The sequence below is a fragment of the Mycobacteroides franklinii genome (assembly GCF_001853795.1).
Classification (GTDB): domain Bacteria; phylum Actinomycetota; class Actinomycetes; order Mycobacteriales; family Mycobacteriaceae; genus Mycobacterium; species Mycobacterium franklinii.
Map to the genome: position 1 here is coordinate 2430144 of NZ_MLIK01000019.1, position 19903 is coordinate 2450046.

Annotated in this window: 18 protein-coding genes and 1 pseudogene; 14 read left to right on the forward strand and 5 right to left on the reverse strand. The window is 64.8% G+C overall.

Translation table 11 applies throughout. From position 1 onward, the window contains the following. Position 1 precedes the first annotated feature (1 nt). The 9 genes from BKG76_RS19280 (at position 2) to BKG76_RS19320 (ending at position 9958) form a co-directional block, all read left to right on the forward strand. Entirely contained in the window at positions 2-538 is a 537-nt protein-coding gene (locus BKG76_RS19280) for a YceD family protein (RefSeq protein ID WP_109420807.1), read from the forward strand. Further along, positions 535-1278 (forward strand): ribonuclease III, encoded by a 744-nt coding sequence (gene rnc, locus BKG76_RS19285; RefSeq protein ID WP_070939023.1) that lies wholly within the window; start codon positions 535-537, stop codon positions 1276-1278. Before BKG76_RS19280 ends, rnc begins: the two co-directional genes overlap by 4 nt. After that, positions 1271-2131, forward strand: a complete 861-nt coding sequence (gene mutM / locus BKG76_RS19290) for a bifunctional DNA-formamidopyrimidine glycosylase/DNA-(apurinic or apyrimidinic site) lyase (protein ID WP_070939024.1) — start codon at positions 1271-1273, stop codon at positions 2129-2131. The genes rnc and mutM overlap by 8 nt, the downstream gene beginning before the upstream one ends. Before the next feature lie 165 nt (positions 2132-2296). Further along, positions 2297-2392, forward strand: coding sequence for a K(+)-transporting ATPase subunit F (gene kdpF, locus BKG76_RS19295; RefSeq protein ID WP_070939025.1), 96 nt, complete (start codon positions 2297-2299; stop codon positions 2390-2392). 2 nt (positions 2393-2394) lie between these two features. Then, a complete protein-coding gene (gene kdpA, locus BKG76_RS19300; protein WP_070939026.1) occupies positions 2395-4080 on the forward strand; it encodes a potassium-transporting ATPase subunit KdpA in 1686 nt (561 codons plus the stop codon). Next, complete coding sequence (gene kdpB / locus BKG76_RS19305) at positions 4081-6144, forward strand: potassium-transporting ATPase subunit KdpB (RefSeq protein ID WP_070939027.1); 2064 nt, start codon at positions 4081-4083, stop codon at positions 6142-6144. Between the two features lie 7 nt (positions 6145-6151). Beyond that, positions 6152-6787, forward strand: coding sequence for a potassium-transporting ATPase subunit C (locus BKG76_RS19310; protein ID WP_070939028.1), 636 nt, complete (start codon positions 6152-6154; stop codon positions 6785-6787). Positions 6788-6797: 10 nt separating this feature from the next. Next, entirely contained in the window at positions 6798-9287 is a 2490-nt protein-coding gene (locus tag BKG76_RS19315) for a sensor histidine kinase (RefSeq protein ID WP_070939029.1), read from the forward strand. Next, entirely contained in the window at positions 9284-9958 is a 675-nt protein-coding gene (locus tag BKG76_RS19320; protein WP_070939030.1) for a response regulator, read from the forward strand. Before BKG76_RS19315 ends, BKG76_RS19320 begins: the two co-directional genes overlap by 4 nt. Before the next feature lie 4 nt (positions 9959-9962). Here BKG76_RS19320 and BKG76_RS19325 read toward each other — a convergent pair whose 3' ends face one another. Continuing rightward, positions 9963-10421 (reverse strand): hypothetical protein, encoded by a 459-nt coding sequence (locus BKG76_RS19325; protein ID WP_070939031.1) that lies wholly within the window; start codon positions 10419-10421, stop codon positions 9963-9965. Here BKG76_RS19325 and BKG76_RS19330 point away from each other — a divergent pair. From BKG76_RS19330 to smc, 3 genes and pseudogenes are all read left to right on the forward strand, one after another. Next, positions 10412-10816: pseudogene (locus BKG76_RS19330) on the forward strand (OsmC family protein); the annotation flags it as partial. The gene BKG76_RS19325 and the pseudogene BKG76_RS19330 overlap by 10 nt on opposite strands. Positions 10817-10898: 82 nt before the next feature. Continuing rightward, the gene (locus BKG76_RS24590) at positions 10899-11204 is read left to right on the forward strand and encodes an acylphosphatase (RefSeq protein ID WP_083338096.1); all 306 of its coding nucleotides are present in this window, start codon (positions 10899-10901) and stop codon (positions 11202-11204) included. A 59-nt stretch (positions 11205-11263) separates the two neighbouring features. Further along, positions 11264-14863 (forward strand): chromosome segregation protein SMC, encoded by a 3600-nt coding sequence (smc, locus tag BKG76_RS19335; RefSeq protein WP_070939032.1) that lies wholly within the window; start codon positions 11264-11266, stop codon positions 14861-14863. On the opposite strand, the gene BKG76_RS19340 is transcribed toward smc, so the two are convergent. From BKG76_RS19340 to fni, 4 genes are all read right to left on the reverse strand, one after another. Continuing rightward, a complete protein-coding gene (locus tag BKG76_RS19340; RefSeq protein WP_070939033.1) occupies positions 14831-15667 on the reverse strand; it encodes a TIGR03620 family F420-dependent LLM class oxidoreductase in 837 nt (278 codons plus the stop codon). The two genes, smc and BKG76_RS19340, sit on opposite strands and share 33 nt — an antisense overlap. A 185-nt stretch (positions 15668-15852) precedes the next feature. After that, the gene (locus BKG76_RS19345) at positions 15853-16689 is read right to left on the reverse strand and encodes a cytochrome c biogenesis CcdA family protein (protein WP_207543792.1); all 837 of its coding nucleotides are present in this window, start codon (positions 16687-16689) and stop codon (positions 15853-15855) included. Beyond that, the gene (locus BKG76_RS19350) at positions 16686-17207 is read right to left on the reverse strand and encodes a protein disulfide oxidoreductase (protein WP_070939035.1); all 522 of its coding nucleotides are present in this window, start codon (positions 17205-17207) and stop codon (positions 16686-16688) included. The genes BKG76_RS19345 and BKG76_RS19350 overlap by 4 nt, the downstream gene beginning before the upstream one ends. 58 nt (positions 17208-17265) lie before the next feature. After that, on the reverse strand, positions 17266-18234 hold the full coding sequence (gene fni, locus BKG76_RS19355; RefSeq protein WP_070939036.1) for a type 2 isopentenyl-diphosphate Delta-isomerase: 969 nt from the start codon (positions 18232-18234) through the stop codon (positions 17266-17268). A 22-nt stretch (positions 18235-18256) separates the two neighbouring features. Here fni and ftsY point away from each other — a divergent pair, with 22 nt between their 5' ends. Together ftsY and BKG76_RS24920 are read left to right on the forward strand one after the other, a co-directional pair. Continuing rightward, positions 18257-19672, forward strand: coding sequence for a signal recognition particle-docking protein FtsY (gene ftsY / locus BKG76_RS19360; protein WP_207543778.1), 1416 nt, complete (start codon positions 18257-18259; stop codon positions 19670-19672). 107 nt (positions 19673-19779) lie between these two features. Continuing rightward, a partial coding sequence (locus tag BKG76_RS24920; RefSeq protein ID WP_131815829.1) for an ammonium transporter occupies positions 19780-19903 on the forward strand: 124 nt, incomplete at its 3' end.

Below are 19903 nucleotides of genomic sequence, written 5' to 3' on the forward strand. Positions count from 1 at the left end.
CATGCCGGGCCCCTTCGTTCTTGATGTCCTGGCCCTTGGGCTTGGGCGCCGTCCTGGGTCGATGCAGGAAGTCGAGCGCACCGTTGCGAGCCCGATTCGCATCGGCAACGACCTGATCGCCATTCCCGAGGGCGGGGACGTGGATATGGATCTGCGGGTGGAAGCCGTGTCGGAAGGCGTTCTGGTCACCGGAACCATCGCCGGCGATCTCGCCGGGGAATGCTCGCGCTGTCTGGACCCGATCGCCGGGCATGCGGATGCGTACCTCACCGAACTCTTCGCGTACCCGGACAGTCAGACAGAGGCGACCACCGAAGAGGACGAGATACATCGGGTTGTCGACGGACTCGTCGACCTCGAGCAGACCATCGTCGATGCCATCGTGCCCGACCTGGAGCTGGCTCCGGTATGCCGGCCCGATTGCCCAGGGCTCTGCCCCGAATGTGGAATCGCTTTGGCCACAGCCGAACCTGCTCACCACCATGACAAGATTGACCCGCGGTGGGCCAAGCTCGCGAACTTCGGTGACGACCAGTGAACCCTGGCCCAGATCATCGGCATGAGGATCTGCGTGCTGCGATTGGCGTGAAGCTGGGCGACGACCTGCTCACTCTGGCCCTCACGCACCGCAGCTATGCCTACGAGAACGGTGGCCTACCCACCAACGAGAGGCTGGAGTTCCTCGGCGACGCCGTGCTGGGGCTGACGATCACCGAGACGCTGTACCACACCCACCCGGACCGTTCTGAAGGCGATTTGGCCAAGCTGCGTGCCAGCATCGTCAACACGCAGGCACTTGCCGGAGTGGCACGCGGACTGACTGGCGACGGACTGGGCGCGCACCTGCTGCTGGGCAAGGGCGAGGAGAACACCGGTGGCCGCGACAAGTCCAGCATTCTTGCCGACGGCATGGAGTCGATTCTCGGTGCGGTCTATCTGGAGCACGGGCTGGAGATCGCTCGCGCAGTGGTGTTGAGGCTGTTCGGGGAACTGTTGGAGACCGCGCCGAAGCTCGGTGCCGGTCTGGACTGGAAGACCAGCCTGCAGGAACTGACCGCGGAAAAAGGTTGGGGTGCACCGTCGTACGTCGTGACCTCCACAGGTCCGGACCATGACAAGGAGTTCACCGCCACCGTGATGGTCAACGACACCGCGCACGGTGTGGGCGTCGGCCGGTCCAAGAAGGAGGCCGAACAAAAGGCCGCCTCAAAGGCGTGGAACGCCATCAGCGCCGATGAGTCCCTGGGGCGAAGCGCCGAGAGCGCACGGGGTGCCTGAGCTTCCCGAGGTGGAGGTGGTTCGTCGTGGACTGCACCATCACCTCGTCGGCAAGACCATCGTATCGACCTCGGTGCGCCACGATCGTGCCGTGCGCAGGCAACCCGGCGGGGCCCCCGAACTGACGGGACTGCTTGCCGGACAACAGATCAGCGGAACTGGTCGACGGGGCAAGTATCTCTGGCTGACCCTGGAAGGGCCGACTGGGGCGCACGCTCTGGTGGTGCACCTCGGGATGAGCGGCCAGATGCTCATCGGACCGATCTCCAGGCCTCAGCATCTGCGTATCGCCGCAACGTTCGATGACGGATCGGTGCTGAGCTTTGTCGACCAGCGCACGTTCGGCGGTTGGATGGCGACCGACGTCGTCACCGTAGACGGAAGCGAGCTTCCCGAACCGGTCGCGCATATCGCGCGCGACCCGCTCGACGAACGGTTCGACATAGCGGCCGTGGTCACCCGGCTGCGCGGTAAGCACACCGAGATCAAACGCGCGCTGCTGGATCAGACACTGGTGTCGGGTGTGGGGAACATCTATGCCGACGAGGCTCTTTGGCACGCGCGGGTACACGGACGGCGTCTGAGCGATGGCATGAGCCGCGCGAAACTGACCGAGGTCCTCGATAGCGCGGCCGGTGTCATGCGCCTGGCGCTCAAACAGGGCGGTACCTCATTCGACGATTTGTACGTCAACGTGAACGGCGAATCCGGTTACTTCGAGCGCTCATTAGAGGCGTACGGGCGCGAGGGCGAGCCGTGCCGCCGGTGCGGACGAGCCATGCGCCGAGAGGCGTTCATGAACCGTTCGTCGTACTTCTGCCCGAGCTGTCAACGGCTGGTTGAACCCCGTTAATAGCGCGTCAAGGGCCCCATATAGGTGTGTCAAGGGGTCGTAAAGAACGCAGGTAGGGCCCCTGGCCGGGACCATGATCTTGGCCGTGACTGATTTCTGGTACCTCGCCCTGACAGTGGTGCTGTTCGCCGTCTGCGTTGCCACCGTGCGGGGGTTGCAGTCCCGATGACCGGCACTGTGACAAACATCGTGCTGATCGTCCTGTCGGCACTCCTGGTGGTCTATCTGGTTGTCGCGCTGCTCGACCCGGAAAGGTTCTAACGGTGAATCCAGCTGTGGCAGCCGGTCTTCAGATCGGCTTCGTTCTCATCGTGCTCGCGATCGCATACGTCCCGCTGGGGGACTACATGGCGCGCGTGTTCACGGTCATCAAACATTCGTTCGTCGAGCGCGTCATCTACCGCGTCGGCCGGGTAAGCCCGGAGACCGAGCAGACGTGGGTCGGCTACACCTTGTCATTGCTCGGGTTCTCCTTCGTGAGCGTGCTTTTCCTGTATGTGCTGCAACGCGCACAGGGAGTATTGCCACTCTCCGGTGACCTGGACGGGGTGAGCCCCGCGGTGGCGTTCAATACCGCCACCTCGTTCGTGACGAACACCAACTGGCAGTCCTATGTGCCCGAGACCACCATGAGCAATCTGACTCAGATGGTCGGTCTGGCGGTGCAGAACTTCCTATCCGCGAGCGTGGGTTTGGCCGTCGCGATCGCCTTCATCCGCGGCATCGTGCGTGTCAGTACTTCCGGCGAACTGGGCAACTTCTGGGTGGACCTGGTCCGCGGCAGTCTGCGCATCCTGCTGCCGCTTTCCTTCCTTGTCGCACTTATTTTGTTGTCGCAGGGTGTCATCCAGTCGATACACACCCACTTCGATGCCACCGCGCTCGATGGAGCCAGCCAGCACGTGGCCCTGGCCCCGGTGGCCTCGCAGGAGGCCATCAAGGAAGTCGGCACCAATGGCGGTGGCATTCTGGGGGCCAACTCGGCGCATCCATTCGAGAACCCCACACCGTTGTCGAACATCGTGGAGATCCTGGCGCTTCTGATCATCCCGGTCTCGCTGACGCGCACCTACTCGACGATGGTCGGAGATCAGCGGCAGGGCATCACCATCCTGTCGGTGATGGTGTTTCTGTGGGCGGGCTTACTGGCCTTTGTGACGTGGGCCGAGTCGAGCCCGCGCGGTATTGCCGCGCAGGCGGCGGGAGCCATGATGGAGGGCAAGGAGGTCCGGTTCGGTATTCCGGCCAGCACGCTGTTCGCCGTGAGCACGACCGGAACCTCAACGGGCGCAGTGAATGCGGCGCACGACAGCTTCTCGGCGGCGGGCGGCGGCGCACTTATCCTGAACATGCTGTTCGGCGAGATCGCGCCGGGTGGTGTCGGCACAGGCCTGTATGGCATCTTGATCCTGGCCATCATCGCCGTATTCGTCGGCGGTCTGCTGGTCGGTCGTACCCCGGAGTTCCTGGGCAAGAAGATCGGCCGCCGCGAGATGACGATGGCCGCTCTGTCCGTACTCGTCATGCCCGCGCTGGTGCTCATCGGCAGCGGTATCGCCATCGCGCTCTCGACGACGCCGGGATACCAAGGAAACAGCGGAGATCCGGGCAGTCCGCAGTCAATCCACGGGTTCGCCGAGGTGCTGTATGCGTACGCGTCCGCCGCCAACAACAACGGCAGTGCGTTCGGCGGACTCACCGTGACCAGCCACTGGTTCCAGTCGTCGCTCGGAGTGGCGATGGTGCTCGGCCGGTTCCTGCCGATCATCTTCACGCTGGCGCTGGCCGGATCGCTGGCCACCCAGAAAAAGACCCCGGTCTCGGCCGGGACCCTGCATACCCATGGCCCCATGTTCGCCGGGCTCCACGCCGGCACAGTTCTTTTGGTGGCCGCGTTGACCTTCTTCCCGGCGCTGGCGCTGGGACCGATCGCCGAGGCGGTGCTGTAGATGTCAGCCAAGAAAACAGTTGTCGCATCGGGTGTCTTCGACCCGACGCAACTGATCAAGGCACTGCCGTTGGCGGTGCGCAAGATCGATCCGCGGCATATGGCCCGCAATCCCGTCATGTTTGTGGTCTGGGTAGGTTCGATCGCCACCACGGTGTTGGCGATCTTGCACTCCTCGGTCTTCTCGTGGTCGGTCACCGCATGGCTGTGGTTCACCGTGGTGTTCGCCAACCTGGCCGAAGCGGTCGCCGAGGGCCGGGGCAAGGCCCAGGCGGCAAGCCTGCGCGAGGTCAAACGAGACACGATGGCCCGCAAGCTGGTTGGCGATGGCAACGGCAACGAACATGAGGAAGAAGTGGCCGGCAGTAGCCTGCGGCCAGGCGACCGCGTGGTCGTGGAAGCCAACCAGGTGATCCCCGGTGACGGCGATGTCGTGGAAGGCATTGCCACCGTGGATGAGTCGGCCATTACGGGTGAGTCGGCGCCGGTGGTCCGCGAGTCCGGGGGTGACCGCTGTGCGGTGACGGGCGGCACCACGGTGCTATCGGATCGCATCGTCGTCCAGATCACGGCCGCTCCCGGTGAATCGTTTGTGGACCGGATGATCGCGCTTGTCGAGGGTGCGTCACGTCAAAAGACGCCGAATGAGATCGCGCTCAACATCCTGCTGGCATCGTTGACCATTATCTTTTTGTTGGCGGTCGTCGCATTGGGGCCAATGGGCAACTACGGCGGAAAGCAACAAGATCCGATCAACCTGATCGCATTGTTGGTGTGCCTCATCCCGACCACCATCGGCGCGCTGATGTCGGCGATCGGTATAGCGGGCATGGACCGGCTGGTGCAGAAGAACGTGCTGGCCAAGTCCGGTCGTGCGGTGGAAGCGGCCGGTGATATCGACACGCTGCTGATGGACAAGACCGGCACCATCACCTTCGGTAACCGGCAGGCGACGGCGTTTGTGCCGGCCCCCGGCGTCGACCACGCCACCATCGCGGCGGCGGCGCGGGCATCGAGCCTCGCGGACGAGACACCCGAGGGACGCAGCATCGTCGAGCTCGCGGGAGCCGGTGAGGATGCCCACGGTGAGTTCGTGGCATTCACCGCGGCCACCAGGATGAGCGGTATCGACACGATCGACGGACGGCAGATTCGCAAGGGTGCCACCGACGCCGTGTTCAACTGGGTGGCAAGCGATTCCGTCGGTGCCATCGGGACAGATGCCGATGATCCGGCGGTGGTCGCGGTCCGCAAGGAGGCCAATCAGATCGCCAGCGAGGGGGGCACCCCGTTGGTGGTGGCAGAGAAGGATGCCGCCGGTGCCCGCCTCCTCGGAGTCATCCGTCTGTCCGATGTGGTCAAGCCCGGCATGGCCGAGCGGTTCGAGCAGCTGCGCGCCATGGGTATCAAGACCATCATGATTACCGGCGACAACCCCTTGACCGCCAAGCAGATCGCCGCCGAGGCCGGGGTTGACGACTTTGTCGCCGAGGCGACACCGGAGGACAAGCTGGAGCTCTTGCGCAATGAGCAGAAGGCCGGTCGATTGGTCGCCATGACCGGTGATGGAACGAACGACGCGCCCGCGTTGGCGCAGGCGGACGTGGGCGTTGCGATGAACACCGGGACCTCCGCGGCCAAAGAAGCCGGCAACATGGTGGATCTGGATTCCGATCCCACCAAGCTCATCGATGTGGTGGCCATCGGCAAGCAGCTGCTGATCACGCGTGGGGCCTTGACGACGTTCTCGCTGGCCAATGACCTGGCGAAGTATTTCGCGATCCTTCCGGCCATGTTCACGGGTATCTATCCGCAGCTCGACGCACTGAACATCATGCGGCTGGCCACGCCGACATCGGCGATCCTGTCCGCCGTGATCTTCAACGCGCTCATCATCATCGCGCTGGTTCCCCTGGCGCTTAAGGGTGTCCAGTACCGACCGGTGGGTGCGGGCGAGCTGCTGCGCCGAAACCTGCTCGTTTACGGCTTGGGTGGCGTCATCGTGCCGTTTATCGGAATTTGGCTGATCGACTTGGTGATTCGATTTATCCCGGGAATTGGGTGAGTGTGTGATGGGCAAGATCACGATTGCGTGGCTACGGCAGTGTGTCGCCGGTTTGGCGGTGCTGCTGGCGCTGACAGTGGTTCTGGGCATTGGCTATCCGGCAGCGGTGTGGTTGGTGTCCCGTATCGACTCGGCGTCCGCCGAGGGATCACCGATCACGGATAAGAAGGGCTGTGTCATCGGGTCCGGCATCATCGGCGTTGATCCCAAGGTGGGCGACGGCGGATCCGACCCGTTCTTCCACGCCCGGCTCGTGGGATCGGTGTCCGACAAGGATCCCTTCGCCGTGGGTGATCCCGCCGCGGGCTCTCCGACCAACCAGGGACCCAACAGCGATCTGCTGAAGTCCTTTGTCGACGAGCGGCGCGACGCGATTGCCAAGCGCGAGAAGGTCAATCCCGCGCGCGTCCCGGTCGACGCGCTGACGGGCTCGGGCTCTGGTCTTGACCCCGATATCAGTCCCGAGTACGCGGCGCTGCAGATTCCACGGGTGGCTGCCGCGAATGGGCTGAGCCGGGAGAAGGTGACACAGCTCGTCAATGACCACACTGCGTCGCGTCAATGGGGCATCCTGGGAGTGCCGCGTGTCAACGTGCCGACGTTGAACGCAGCCCTGGGTCTGACGGCCCCTAACTGCTCGTGAAGGAGACTGCATGCGGGGGACCTTGCGTATCTACCTGGGGGCTGCACCCGGGGTAGGCAAGACCTTTGCCATGCTCAACGAGGCACATCGCCGGGCCGGGCGCGGAACCGACGTGGTCGCTGCGGTCGTGGAGACCCACGGTCGCAGCAAGACCGCTGAGCTGCTCGACGGGCTGGACCTGATCCCGCCCAAGGAGATGGTCTACCGCGGAACTGTCATGTACGAGCTGGACGTGGACGCGGTGCTCGCGCGCAAGCCGGCTCTGGTGCTCATCGACGAGATGGCGCACACCAACGTGCCAGGCAGCCGAAATCCCAAGCGTTGGCAAGATATCGACGAGATCCTGGACGCCGGTATCGACGTGCTGACCACCATCAATGTGCAGCATTTGGAAAGTCTGAACGACGTCGTCGAGCAGATCACCGGGATCGTGCAGCGCGAAACCGTGCCCGATGCCGTGGTGCGCCGTGCCGAACAGGTCGAGCTTGTGGACATCACGCCGGAGGCATTGCGGCGCAGAATGGTTCACGGAAATGTCTACGCGGCCGAGAAGGTGGGCTCGGCGCTGAGCAACTACTTCCGGACCGGCAACCTCACCGCGCTGCGTGAGCTGGCGCTGTTGTGGCTTGCTGACCAGGTGGACGCCGCGCTGGCCAAGTATCGCTCCGACAACAGGATCACCAAGACCTGGGAGGCGCGTGAGCGCGTGGTCGTGGCGGTCACCGGCGGACCCGAATCGGAGACGCTGGTGCGCCGGGCAAGCCGGATTGCGGCCAAGTCAAGTGCCGAACTACTGGTTGTCCACGTGGTACGCGGTGACGGTCTGGTCGGAGCGTCCACCGCTGTCATGACGCGGGTCCGCCGATTGGCCAACGACATTGGGGCTTCGGTGCAGGCCGTCACCGGCGACGACGTGCCGCAGACCCTTCTCGACTTCGCCCGCGGTGTCAACGCGACGCAGCTGGTGCTCGGCACCTCGCGGCGATCGCGGTGGGCACGGATCCTTGAGGAGGGTGTGGCGGCGGCCGTCATCAGGGATTCCGGGGCGATCGACGTACACATGGTGACGCACGGACACACCTCGGGACGGATACGCGGCTGGTCGGTGCCCCAGGAGGGACGCAGGCGGCTCATCATCAACTGGCTGGCGGCGATTCTGGTGCCACCGGCTACGGCGTTGTTCATCCATTTCTTCGACACCGCGCTCGGGGTGGGCAGCAAGAGCGCGCTGTTTCTCATTGCGGTGTTAGCGGTTTCACTGCTCGGCGGCGTTTCGACGGCGCTGGTCTCGGCGGTCATCTCCGGCTTGCTGCTCAACTTTCTGTTCGTCGCACCGCGGTACAGCTTCACGATCGGCGAGACCGACAACGCGCTGACCATCTTGATGATGATGGTGGCCGCGGTCGCGGTCGCGGCCCTGGTGGATGCCGCTGCCACTCGGGCCCGGCAGGCCCGGCGCGCCTCCCGCGAGGCAGAACTGTTGGCACTCTTCGCGGGCGGCGTCCTGGTGAATTCGGATCTGTCGGCATTGCTGGAACGAGTACGGGCCACGTACAACCAGACGGCGGTCAGTCTGCTGTGCGCGCAGGGGCCAGCCATCGCCAGCGTGGGGGAGGATCCGCCGACCCGTGAATCGGAGGCCGACTCGGTGTTCCGGGTCGACGACGGTGCGTACGCGCTGGCGCTCAACGGGCCACCGGTGCCGTCCAGCGATGCGCGGGTGCTGCAGGTGGTCGCCGGGACCGCGGTCGGTCTGGTGCGGTCGGCACGGCTGGCGGAGGAGGCGTCGCAGGCTTCGGCCCTTGCCGAGGCCGACCGGCTGCGGCGCGCACTGCTGTCGGCAGTCAGCCATGATCTGCGCACACCCTTGGCCGCGGTCAAGGCCGCGGTGTCGAGCCTGCGCAGCCCCGATATCGAGTTCTCGCCGGACGATACCGCCGAACTGCTTGCCACCGTGGAGGAATCGACCGACCAGCTCACCGCCTTGGTGGGCAACTTGCTGGACTCGTCGAGGCTGGCGGCGGGGGTCGTCAAACCTCGCGCGGTGCCGGTGTACGTCGACGAGATCGCGCAACGTGCTCTGCTGGGTGCCACCGAGAACGACCGCAAAAGGGTGCATCTGGAGTTGGGTGGTGCGGTGGTTCAGGCAGATCCGGGCCTGCTCGAACGTGTGTTGGCCAACCTTGTCGACAATGCACTGCGATACTCACAGGGAGAGGTGCGGGTCAGCCACGAGGAGGTGGACGACCGCACACTGGTGATCGTCGCGGATCACGGGAAGGGCCTGGAGGCGTCCAAACGCGGTGCGGCCTTTGATGCCTTCCAGCGACTCGGCGACCGCGACAACACTGTCGGTGTGGGACTTGGTCTTTCGGTGGTCAAAGGTTTTGTGGAAGCAATGGAGGGCACGGTGAACGCGACCGACACGGCCGGCGGCGGTCTGACCATGATCGTGGATCTACCCAGTGCTGGTTCTTCCCTCGCCGGGGTGCTCCGGTGACACGGGTACTGGTGGTGGACGACGAGCCGCAGATCCTGCGCGCCTTGCGGATCAACCTGTCGGCACGGGGCTACGACGTGGTGACGGCCTCGTCGGGTGCGGGTGCGCTGCGCGCGGCCGCCGAGACGCAGCCGGAGGTGGTGATCCTGGACCTCGGGCTCCCCGATATGGACGGCACCGAGGTCCTGGCCGGGCTGCGCGGTTGGACGGACGTGCCCGTGATCGTGTTGTCGGCGCGTACCGATTCTGCCGACAAGGTGGAGGCGCTTGACGCGGGCGCCGACGACTACGTGACCAAACCCTTTGGCATGGACGAGTTCCTGGCCCGACTGCGCGCCGCGGTGCGGCGTGGCACACCAGACAGTGCCGAACCGGTAGTCCATACCGAGACCTTCGATGTGGATCTGTCCTCACACAAGGTGATCCGTGACGGCAGAGAAGTGCACCTGACGCCTACTGAATGGTCGATGCTGGCGGTACTGGTGCGCAATCGTGGAAAGCTGGTGGGCCAGAAGGAGCTACTGCACGAGGTATGGGGACCGGCGTACAGCTCCGAAACTCATTATCTGCGTGTGTATCTCGCGCAGCTGCGCCGTAAACTAGAGATAGATCCGGCTCATCCGAAGCATCTGCTCACCGAGGCGGGGATGGGGTACCGCTTCCAGGAATAGCCCGTCAGAACGGCGGGCGGCCGAGGTCGATCTGTTGGACGTCGGGATCGCAACCCGGGCGGTATTTGGGCACCAGCTGCCCGTAGGTGGCCCGAAAATTGTCGGCGCCGACCTTCTCCACATTTTCCGGTGATGCGAGAAGAAGATAGATCCCCATCGGCGTGATCCGCTTGGTGAAGCAGGTATCGACCACCGTGAAGGTCTGACGCATCGCCGATGTCGGCACGATCTTGGGATCGCCCGGCGGGATGTACACCAGCTCTTCGATGCGGGGAGCCCACGAACCAGACAACAACTGCGCCCGTACCTCGCTGTACGGACGCAGCAATAGCGACTCTAGCGTCACTACCGGCTCGGCCGCGGCAGTTGGCGCCCAGAAAGATGAAACGCAGAAAAATGAAGCACAGAAAGTCGCCGCGGCCGTGACTGCGGCGATTACATAGCATTGCGGGCGTGACGTCATTATGGGTAGAGCGTACGGGCAATCGGCGCTACACGGGATACAGCTCCCGAGGCGCGGAAGTGCTGATCGGGTCGGAGACGGTCGACGGGGTCTTCACCCCCGGTGAGCTGCTCAAGATCGCCCTAGCGGCCTGCAGTGGAATGTCCAGCGACCAGCCTCTTGCGCGCCGCCTCGGCGACGATTATCAGGTGCGTATCGACGTCAGCGGCCCCGCCGATCGGGAGGCGGAGCGCTACCCGGTACTCGACGAGAAGATGGTCATCGATCTGAGCGCGCTTACCCCTGCCGAATGCGAGCGGGTATTGACCGTCGTGGAACGTGCGATCGACCAGGTGTGCACCGTCGGACGCACGCTGAAGGCCGGAGCCGAGGTGAATTTCACCGTGGATGAGCGCTCGCGCGAAGACCGACAGGTGGATGAGCGCTCGCGCGAAGACCGACAGGTGGATGAGCGCTCGCGCGAAGACCGACAGGTGGATGAGCGCTCGCGCGAAGGCCAACAGGCTGGTGGCTAGCGTCCGCTTGTCTGCCTGGGTGCACGGCCATGTCCAGGGGGTCGGATTCCGCTGGTGGGTGCGATCCCGGGCCCTTGAACTCGGTCTGACCGGATATGCCGCGAACGCGCGCGATGGGCGGGTGCATGTTGTCGCGCAGGGGGACAAGGTTGTATGTGAACAGCTGCTTGCCAGGTTGAACAGTGGTGAAACGCCAGGTCGCGTAGATCTTGTGGTGGATAGCTGGCATGAGCCCGGCGAGCCCATCTCCGGGTTTAGCGAGCGATAGCCGCACTCGGGCCGTTTCTCGGCGCCCGAGCGGCTCATCGGCAGGTATTCTGGCCCGCTGTGCACCTCAAGAGTCTGACGCTGAAGGGCTTCAAGTCCTTTGCTTCGCCGACGACTTTGCGCCTGGAACCCGGTATTACCTGTGTGGTCGGCCCCAACGGTTCGGGTAAGTCCAATGTCGTGGACGCCCTGACCTGGGTGATGGGCGAACAAGGCGCCAAGGCGCTGCGCGGCGGCAAGATGGAAGACGTCATCTTCGCGGGTACATCCACTCGCGCCCCGCTGGGGCGCGCTGAGGTGACGCTGACTATCGACAACTCCGATCACGCGCTGCCGATCGAATACTCCGAGGTTTCGATTACCCGTCGCATGTTCCGGGACGGCGCCGGCGAGTACGAGATCAACGGTCAGACCTGTCGGCTGATGGACGTGCAGGAGCTGCTGTCCGACTCGGGCATCGGCAGGGAAATGCACGTGATCGTCGGCCAGGGGCGGCTCTCTCAGATCCTGGAATCTCGCCCGGAGGATCGACGCGCTTTCGTCGAAGAGGCGGCCGGTGTGCTCAAGCACCGCAAGCGCAAGGAAAAAGCCGTCCGCAAGTTGGAGTCGATGGCGGCCAATCTTGCCCGATTGACGGACCTCACCACCGAGCTCCGGCGCCAGCTCAAACCCCTTGGCCGCCAGGCGGAAGTCGCGCGCCGCGCTGCCACCGTGCAGGCCGATCTGCGCGATGCGCGATTGCGCCTGGCCGCCGATGACCTGGTGGCCCGCCGCGCCGATTTCGACGGAACCAACGATGCCGAAACGACACTGCGTAAGGAACATGCGGAGATCACCGACAAGCTTGAGGTGGCCACCGCACTGCTCGACGAGCATGAGACGGCGCTGAACGAGTTGATGCCGCAGGCCGAGCTGGCCCAGCAGACCTGGTTCCGGCTCTCGGCGCTGGCCGAACGTGTCAGCGCCACCGTCCGGATCGCCGGAGAGCGGGCCAGTCACCTCGATGACGTGGCAGCCACGCCGACCGGACCTGACCCCGACGAACTGGAGGCGCAAGCAGAGCGCGTCGCCGAGCAGGAACGCCTGCTGATCGCGCAGCTGGAAACGGTGACCGAGCAGCTGACCGAGGCGAAGGCCATGCTGTCGGCCAGGGAATCTGCGGTCGCCGCAGCGCAGCGCCAACACATGGCTGCCGTTGCCGCCGAGGCGGATCGCCGTGAGGGTCTGGCCCGGCTCACCGGGCAGGTCGACACCATGCGCACCCGACTGGAATCCATCGATGGTCAGGCACAGCGGCTTACCGAGGCGATCGGGGAGGCGACGCTGCGCGGCGAGGCCGCCCAGACCGAGTTCGACACCGTCAAGGCACGTGTGGCCGAGCTCGACCAGGGTGAGGTGGGTCTGGACGAGCACCACGAGCGCTCGGTCTCGGCATTGTCGATCGCCAACGAGCGCGTCGCCGAGCTGATGTCGGCCGAGCGCCAGGCCGAACGGCAGATTGCCTCGCTCAAGGCGCGCATCGACGCACTGGCGATCGGTTTGGAACGCAAGGACGGATCTGCCTGGCTTACCGAAAATCGTAGCGGCTCCGGGATTTTCGGATCGATTGCGCAGCTGGTCAAGGTGCGGTCTGGTTACCAGGGTGCCATCGCCACCGCGATGGGGCCGGCCGCCGACGCGGTGGCCGCGGAGACCCCCTCCGCGGCGCAGGCAGCCGTGGCCGCACTGAAGGCCTCCGATGGCGGTCGGGCGGCGATCGTATTCGGGGACTGGCCCGCGCACACCCACGAGCGCCCCGCGTTTACCCTGCCGTCCGGCGCGCACTGGGCCATCGACCTGGTGGAGGTGCCGGAGCGGTTGTTCGCGGCCGTGGCTGCGATGTTGTCCTCGGTGGTCGTTGTCGACGAGCTCGGTGCCGCCATTGAAGTGGTGTTGGCCAACCCGCTGCTGCGGGCCGTGACCATCGACGGCGACCGGGTAGGTGCCGGTTGGGTTGCCGGGGGCTCGGACAAGAAACAGAGCACCCTGGAAGTTCAGGCCGCCATCGAGGCAGCGGGAGAAGACCTGCGGGCCACCGAGACTCAGGTGGGTGAGATTTCTGCCGCGCTGGCAGGGGCGCTCGCCGAGCAGACCGCGCGTCAGGACACCGCCGAGCAGGCGCTCGCCGCCCTCAACGAATCCGATGCGGCCATCTCGGCGGTGTACGAGCAGCTGGGCCGCGTCGGTCAAGACGCCCGGGCTGCCGCCGAAGAGGTGAAAAAACTTACCCTGCAACGTGATCAGCTAGAACTTGGCCGCTCCAAGACAATGGAGGAACTGGCCGAGGTTGAGTCGCGGCTGCGCAATGCCGAAGAGGCGCCCAACCTGTTTGACGACGAGCCCATCGACCGTGACGACATGGCCATCGAACTGGAAGAGGCGCGTTCGGTCGAGATCGAGGCACGCCTGGCAGTGCGGACCTCCGAGGAACGAGTGAATTCCGTTCGGGGTAAGGCTGATTCGTTGCGCCGTGCTGCTACGGCCGAGCGTGAAGCACGAGCCAGGGCCGCGCGGGCGGCCGCCGCACGGATGCGGGCCGCCGCCGTCGCCGCCGCCGTCGCCGAATCGGGACGTTTGGTCGCGGTCCGCCTCGAGCGGGTGGTCGCCGCCGCCTCCACGCGTCGTGACCAACTCAGTGCCACCCGTGCACAGCACACATCGGCCATCGGTGCCGTGCGCGACGAGGTCCGTGAACTTTCCCAGGCACAGACTCGTCTCACCGACGCGCTGCATCGCGACGAGGTCGCCAAAGCTCAGGCGGCCCTGCGCATCGAGCAACTCTCCGAGCAGGTGCTCGAGCAATTCGGTATGGCCGCAGACGATCTCGTTGCCGAATACGGTCCGCATGTCCAGTTGCCGCCCACGCAGCAAGAGATCGACGAATACGAGCAGGCTCGTGAGCGCGGGGAGCAGGTGAACGCACCCCAGCCGATGCCCTTCGATCGGGACACTCAGGAACGCCGTGCCAAGCGCGCCGAGAAGGATCTGCGCGAGCTCGGCAAGGTGAATCCCCTTGCCCTGGAAGAGTTCGCGGCGCTAGAGGAGCGGTACAACTTCCTGTCCACCCAGCTTGAAGACGTCAAGGGCGCCCGCAAGGACCTGCTCGATGTCGTCGCCGACGTGGACGAACGCATCTTGCAGGTGTTCACCGAGGCCTACGCCGATGTGGAGCGCGAGTTCAAGGGAGTGTTCTCGTCACTGTTCCCCGGTGGTGAGGGACGGCTGGTGTTGACCAATCCCAATGACATGCTCACGACCGGCATCGAGGTGGAAGCGCGTCCGCCGGGTAAGAAGGTCAAGCGTCTCTCGCTGCTGTCCGGTGGCGAGAAGTCGCTGACCGCTGTCGCCATGCTGGTGGCCATCTTCCGTGCGCGGCCTTCACCCTTCTACGTGATGGACGAGGTCGAAGCCGCGCTCGACGACGTCAACCTGCAGCGTCTGATCGGGTTGTTCGAGCAGCTGCGGGAGAAGTCGCAGCTCATCGTCATCACGCACCAGAAGCCGACCATGGAGGTCGCCGACGCCCTGTACGGCGTCAGCATGCGTGATGATGGCATCACGCAGGTGGTCTCGCAGCGTATGCGTGGTCTAGAGACCCAGCTCGCGAGCCAAAACACCTAGCGAATCGGCACGTTTGGCGGGATCGCCCAATACCTGGATGGCTACCTGGGTGGCGCCCGCATCCCGATGTTCCTGTAGCCGGGCCGCGATCTGTTCCGGCGTCCCGTACGCGATAAGAGCGTCCAGCAGCTTGTCGCTGCCGGGCTTGACCAGGTCTTCCTTGGTGCCGGCGAATCGCTCCAGCATCGTCAGGTAGTTGGTCAGACCGAGATACAGGTCCAGCGCCTGACGGCCGATCGCCCGTGCCTCGTCGGGATCGGTGGTGAGGACCACCTTCTGCTCCGGGACGATGATCGCGTCGGGTCCGAGAAGCTCGCGGGCCCAACGGGTGTGCGATGGCGGTGTGAGATAGGGATGGGCCAGTGCCGAGCGCTCGGCCGCCAGCTTGAGCGACTTCTCCGCCAGCGCGGCAAGGCCGCGGCCTTCTCGGGGAACCCCGACCTTGTCGAGTACGTCGAGATACTCGACGAGCCCGGAATACGGCTTGTAGACCACACCGCTGTCGACCTCCGGATGCCCGGCGCCGATGCCGAGAATGAAGCGCCCGGGATACGCGGCGTGGATACGCTGCCAGGACTGGCCTGCTTCCCGTGCGGGCGCCGACCAGATATTCACGATCGCCGTCACGATCCGGATCCGTTCGGTGGCGGCGAGCAGTGGATCGACCCACGGCAGACCCGCGGGGGGTGAACCACCCAGCCACGCGGTATCAAAACCAAGACCCTCGACGGCTCGCAGCAGCTCCGCGTCCACCGTGTCGTAGTGAGTGAAGAATCCGAACGGGGCGAACTCTGGTGTGGTCACCTTACGGCGAACGCACTTGTCCGCCGCTGGTATTCCCTAGTGGGCTACTACTTGTCGGCGCCGCAGCTACAGCTGGAGCCACACTGACAGTCGGTGCAGGTGCAGTTCGGGTTGTCGCAGGCCTTGGTCGTTTCGGATGCGACAGTCTCATTGCTAGTCATGCATATGATGCTACGCCCGCCGCGCTATTCCCTCGCGGTATTGCGCCACCAGATGGCCGCGCCCACGGCCACCAGCCCAAGCACGAGTAACCACGGCCAGGCGCCATGCAGATAGACCCAGCCGGCGATGGTGCGCTGAATCTTCCCGGCCGCGTTGACGATCGGATCATCGGGGTTGCCGTTGGCATGAAACAGCCTGACCTCGTAACTGCCGTAATAGCCGACGTAGGCGCCGACGACGATGAGAATCGCCCCGCTGATCCGGTTCAGATAGGGCAGCGCGCGGCGCATCGCCTTCAATAACACCGTGCTGGCCAATGCGGTGGACACGGCCAGTGTTCCCACCACAAGGGTGATGCCGGAGGCATAGGCCAGATAGACCATCACACCGTCGAACAAGGAGCCACTTTCGAAGGTGGTGCTGGTCACCGCGAGGAAGGGGCCGATGGTGCAGGACAGCGAGGCCACCGCGTACCCCACGCCGTAGCCGAACATCGAACCCAGCCGGGTAGTGGGCGCGTTCGCATCCAGCACCTTGGGCATGAGCGCGATGATGTCGCGGCCCGCCAACAGCCACAGGCCAAGGATTACCAGGCCTATTCCGAAAACCACCGTCACAAAAGGTAAGTAACGCTGCACGACTGAGGCCACCGACACGGTCAGCAGTCCGAAGACGGTGAACACCGCAACGAACCCTGCCGCCATCACCACGGTGGCGATGACCGCGCGGGCCAGTGCTTGCGACTTGCCGATTTCGGCACCGGGTCCACGCACCACGAGTGCGAGATAGACCGGTAGTAATGCGAAACCGCAGGGGTTGAGCGCGGCGATCAGCCCCGCTGCGAAGGCCAGAGATGTCAGGTGAGTGCCTTCACCCGGTCGCTGAGCTCCTGCTCGGACATTGACGATGTGGGGTTGTTCACAAAGTCCGAGGTGCCGTTGGAGTTGATGAACAGATATGCGGGCTGCCACGCCACACCGAACTGCCGCCACAACGAACCATCGGCGTCATTGAGATTGGTGAAGTGGAGGTTGTAGCGCGAGATGAACCCCTCCATTTCTCCGACCGATCCGCGACCGGAGATGCCCACGAAGGTGACCCGGGGATTGGCCGCCGACACCGCACTCACATGCGGACCCTCGCCGTTGCAGAACGGGCAGTACGCCGCCCAGAACCACAGCACCACCGGCTTGCCCTTGAGGCTAGCGCCATTGAAGGGGGCGCCCGAGACGGTCGTGCCGCTGAAATCGAGCAGGTCATCGGCGTGCGCGGCCGGTGCCCGGACGATCCCCGCCGACAGTATGGCGGCAGTCAGAAGCGCCAGGACAAGCCTGGACACGGCCCGAAACTTCTTACGTCCCCCGAATTGGATATTCATGCCAAGAACCTCCTGGGACGAGATGTGACTCCCGCAGTGTATGACGGGTTTCGCCTGTTTAGCGGGGGCTTGAACGGGGACGCAGTGAAATTCGGCGCAGACCAGCGACAGTGTTGACGTCGGCGCAGTGCATGGCGATGCGCAGCTCGTCGAGGAACTGCTCAATCCAGGCGATCACCGCCTGCGGCGATTGCACCGCCGGTGCCAAAAGAGGGAGCGCGACCGAGACCACGCTGGCGCCCAGCGCGATCGCCTTTGCGGCGTCCATGCCGGTGCGGATGCCGCCCGAACCGATGAGAGGCATGTGCGGCAGCTCGGCATGCACCTCGACCAGTGCCTCCGCCGTCGGGATGCCCCATTCGGCAAGCTCGGGTGAGGTGATCGCGCCGAACCGGACGAACTGTTCGACCCGGGCCCATGACGTGCCGCCCGCACCGGCGACATCGATCGCCGACAGCCGGCAGCCGCCAAGACGGCGCGCTGCGGCACCACTGATTCCGTGGCCGACCTCCTTGAGCAGCACCGGGAATTCGACAGCGTGGGTCAACTCGGCGAGGCGATGTACCTGCCCGGTGAAATCGGTGTCACCGTCGGGCTGCACGGCCTCCTGCAGCGGATTGGTGTGCACGGCCAGGGCGTCGGCGCCCACTCGCTGCACCAGCGTGTTGAGCTGAGCAGCGGGGGCAATGTTGCCGAGCTGTGCGAGCCCGATATTGCCGATCAGCAGGATGTCGGGCGCCACCCCGCGTACCGCGAAGGTATCGGCGCTGCCCGGATCGACCAGCATCACCCGCTGAGAACCGAGCATCATGCCGATGCCGAGTTCTTGAGCAGCAGCCGCCAGGTTGCGGTTGATGGTGGCCGAAAGCTTCGCCCCGCCCGTCATGGCTCCGATGAGAACGGGAGCTGCCAGCTGCTTGCCGAGAAACTCGGTGGACAGGTCAACACCGGCGAGGCTCGAGTTGGGCAACGCCATATACGGGAGGTCGAGTCGCTCCAGGCCGGTGGTTCGGGTGACGTACTGCACTGGATCGCTCAGGCAGGCGTCAATGTGGCGCTTCTTGCGTTCCTGTAACAATGCCCTGGTGCCTCTTGAAGTGTGGATCGCCGTCGCGATCGTTGCCGTAGTGGTTGTTGCCGCGTTGGTCTTCGGACTGGTGCGTTACCGCTCCCGTCGTATCAGCCTGACACGTTCCGACACAAACACGGGGATCACCGAGGGCGCCACACCGGCCGACCGTTCCGGCGGATACACCGCCGGCTCCACCATCAGCTTCAGCGAGGGGGGCGGGCAAGCGGTTCCGCTGCCCACCGTGGGGGATGACGCGGAGATCCCGCGGGACGCGCCGCGGCGCACCATCTCCAACGTCCAGCTGCCCGAGCCCACCCCGGAACCCGAACCCGAGCCCGTTGAGGTCTCCGAACCGGTTACGGCCCCCGAAGCAGAACCAGAATCTGAAGCCGAGCCCGAGCCCGAGCCAGCTCCAGAACCTGAACCTGAACCCCAGCCCGAGGCCGCGCCCGCGCCGGTGCTCGATGAGATCGCGCCCGTGGCCGGACGACTCGATCGGTTGCGGGGACGACTGGCCAGCTCGCAGAACGCGGTGGGACGTGGCCTGCTCGGGCTGTTAGGAGCCGGCGACCTTGACGAGGAATCGTGGGAGGAGGTCGAGGACACTCTGCTGATCGCCGACCTCGGCACCGCCGTCACCACCTCGATTGTGGACCGATTGCGCAGCGAGATGGCGGCTCGTAGCGTACGCACCGAGGCACAGGCCCGGGCGTTGCTGCGTGAGGTACTGATCGATGAGCTGCAACCCGAACTCGACCGGTCGATCAAGGCGCTGCCACACAACGACAAACCGTCGGTATTGCTCGTCGTCGGGGTCAACGGCACCGGCAAGACCACCACTGTTGGCAAACTGGCCCGCGTGCTGGTCGCCGATGGACGCCGGGTGGTGTTGGGGGCTGCGGACACCTTCCGCGCCGCAGCGGCCGATCAGCTGCAGGCCTGGGCGCGGCGGGTGGGCGCCCAGGTGGTTCGGGGTGCCGAGGGGGCCGATCCCGCATCGGTCGCCTTTGATGCCGTCGACGCCGGGATCCGCGAGGGCGCCGATGTGGTGGTCATCGATACCGCCGGACGACTACACACCAAGACCGGTCTCATGGACGAACTGAGCAAGATCAAGCGTGTCGTGGAACGCCGCGCCGAGGTTGACGAGGTGCTGCTGGTGCTGGACTCCACCATCGGGCAGAACGGTTTGGCGCAGGCCCGGGTGTTCGCTGAGGTAGTGGACATCACCGGGGTGGCGCTCACCAAACTTGATGGAACAGCCAAGGGCGGCATCGTCTTTCACGTACAGCGCGAGCTCGGGGTGCCGGTCAAGCTGGTTGGCTTGGGGGAGGGGCCAGATGATCTCGCCCCGTTTGAGCCGCCCGCCTTCGTAGACGCCCTGCTCGGGTAGAGAACAACCGGTAACAGACGCGAAACACACGCGCGCTCTCTCCGAAACATCTGCTGCGCATTGTTCTCAGCGCAACCTGCTGAGATTTCCGGAGAGGAATACCGCTAGTGGATGGTTTCCCGATAATGGGTGCCCCGAATGCTGGGGACACTGCGTGGATGCTGGCCAGCGCCGCGTTGGTGTTGTTGATGACGCCCGGTCTGGCTTTCTTCTATGGCGGCATGGTCCGCG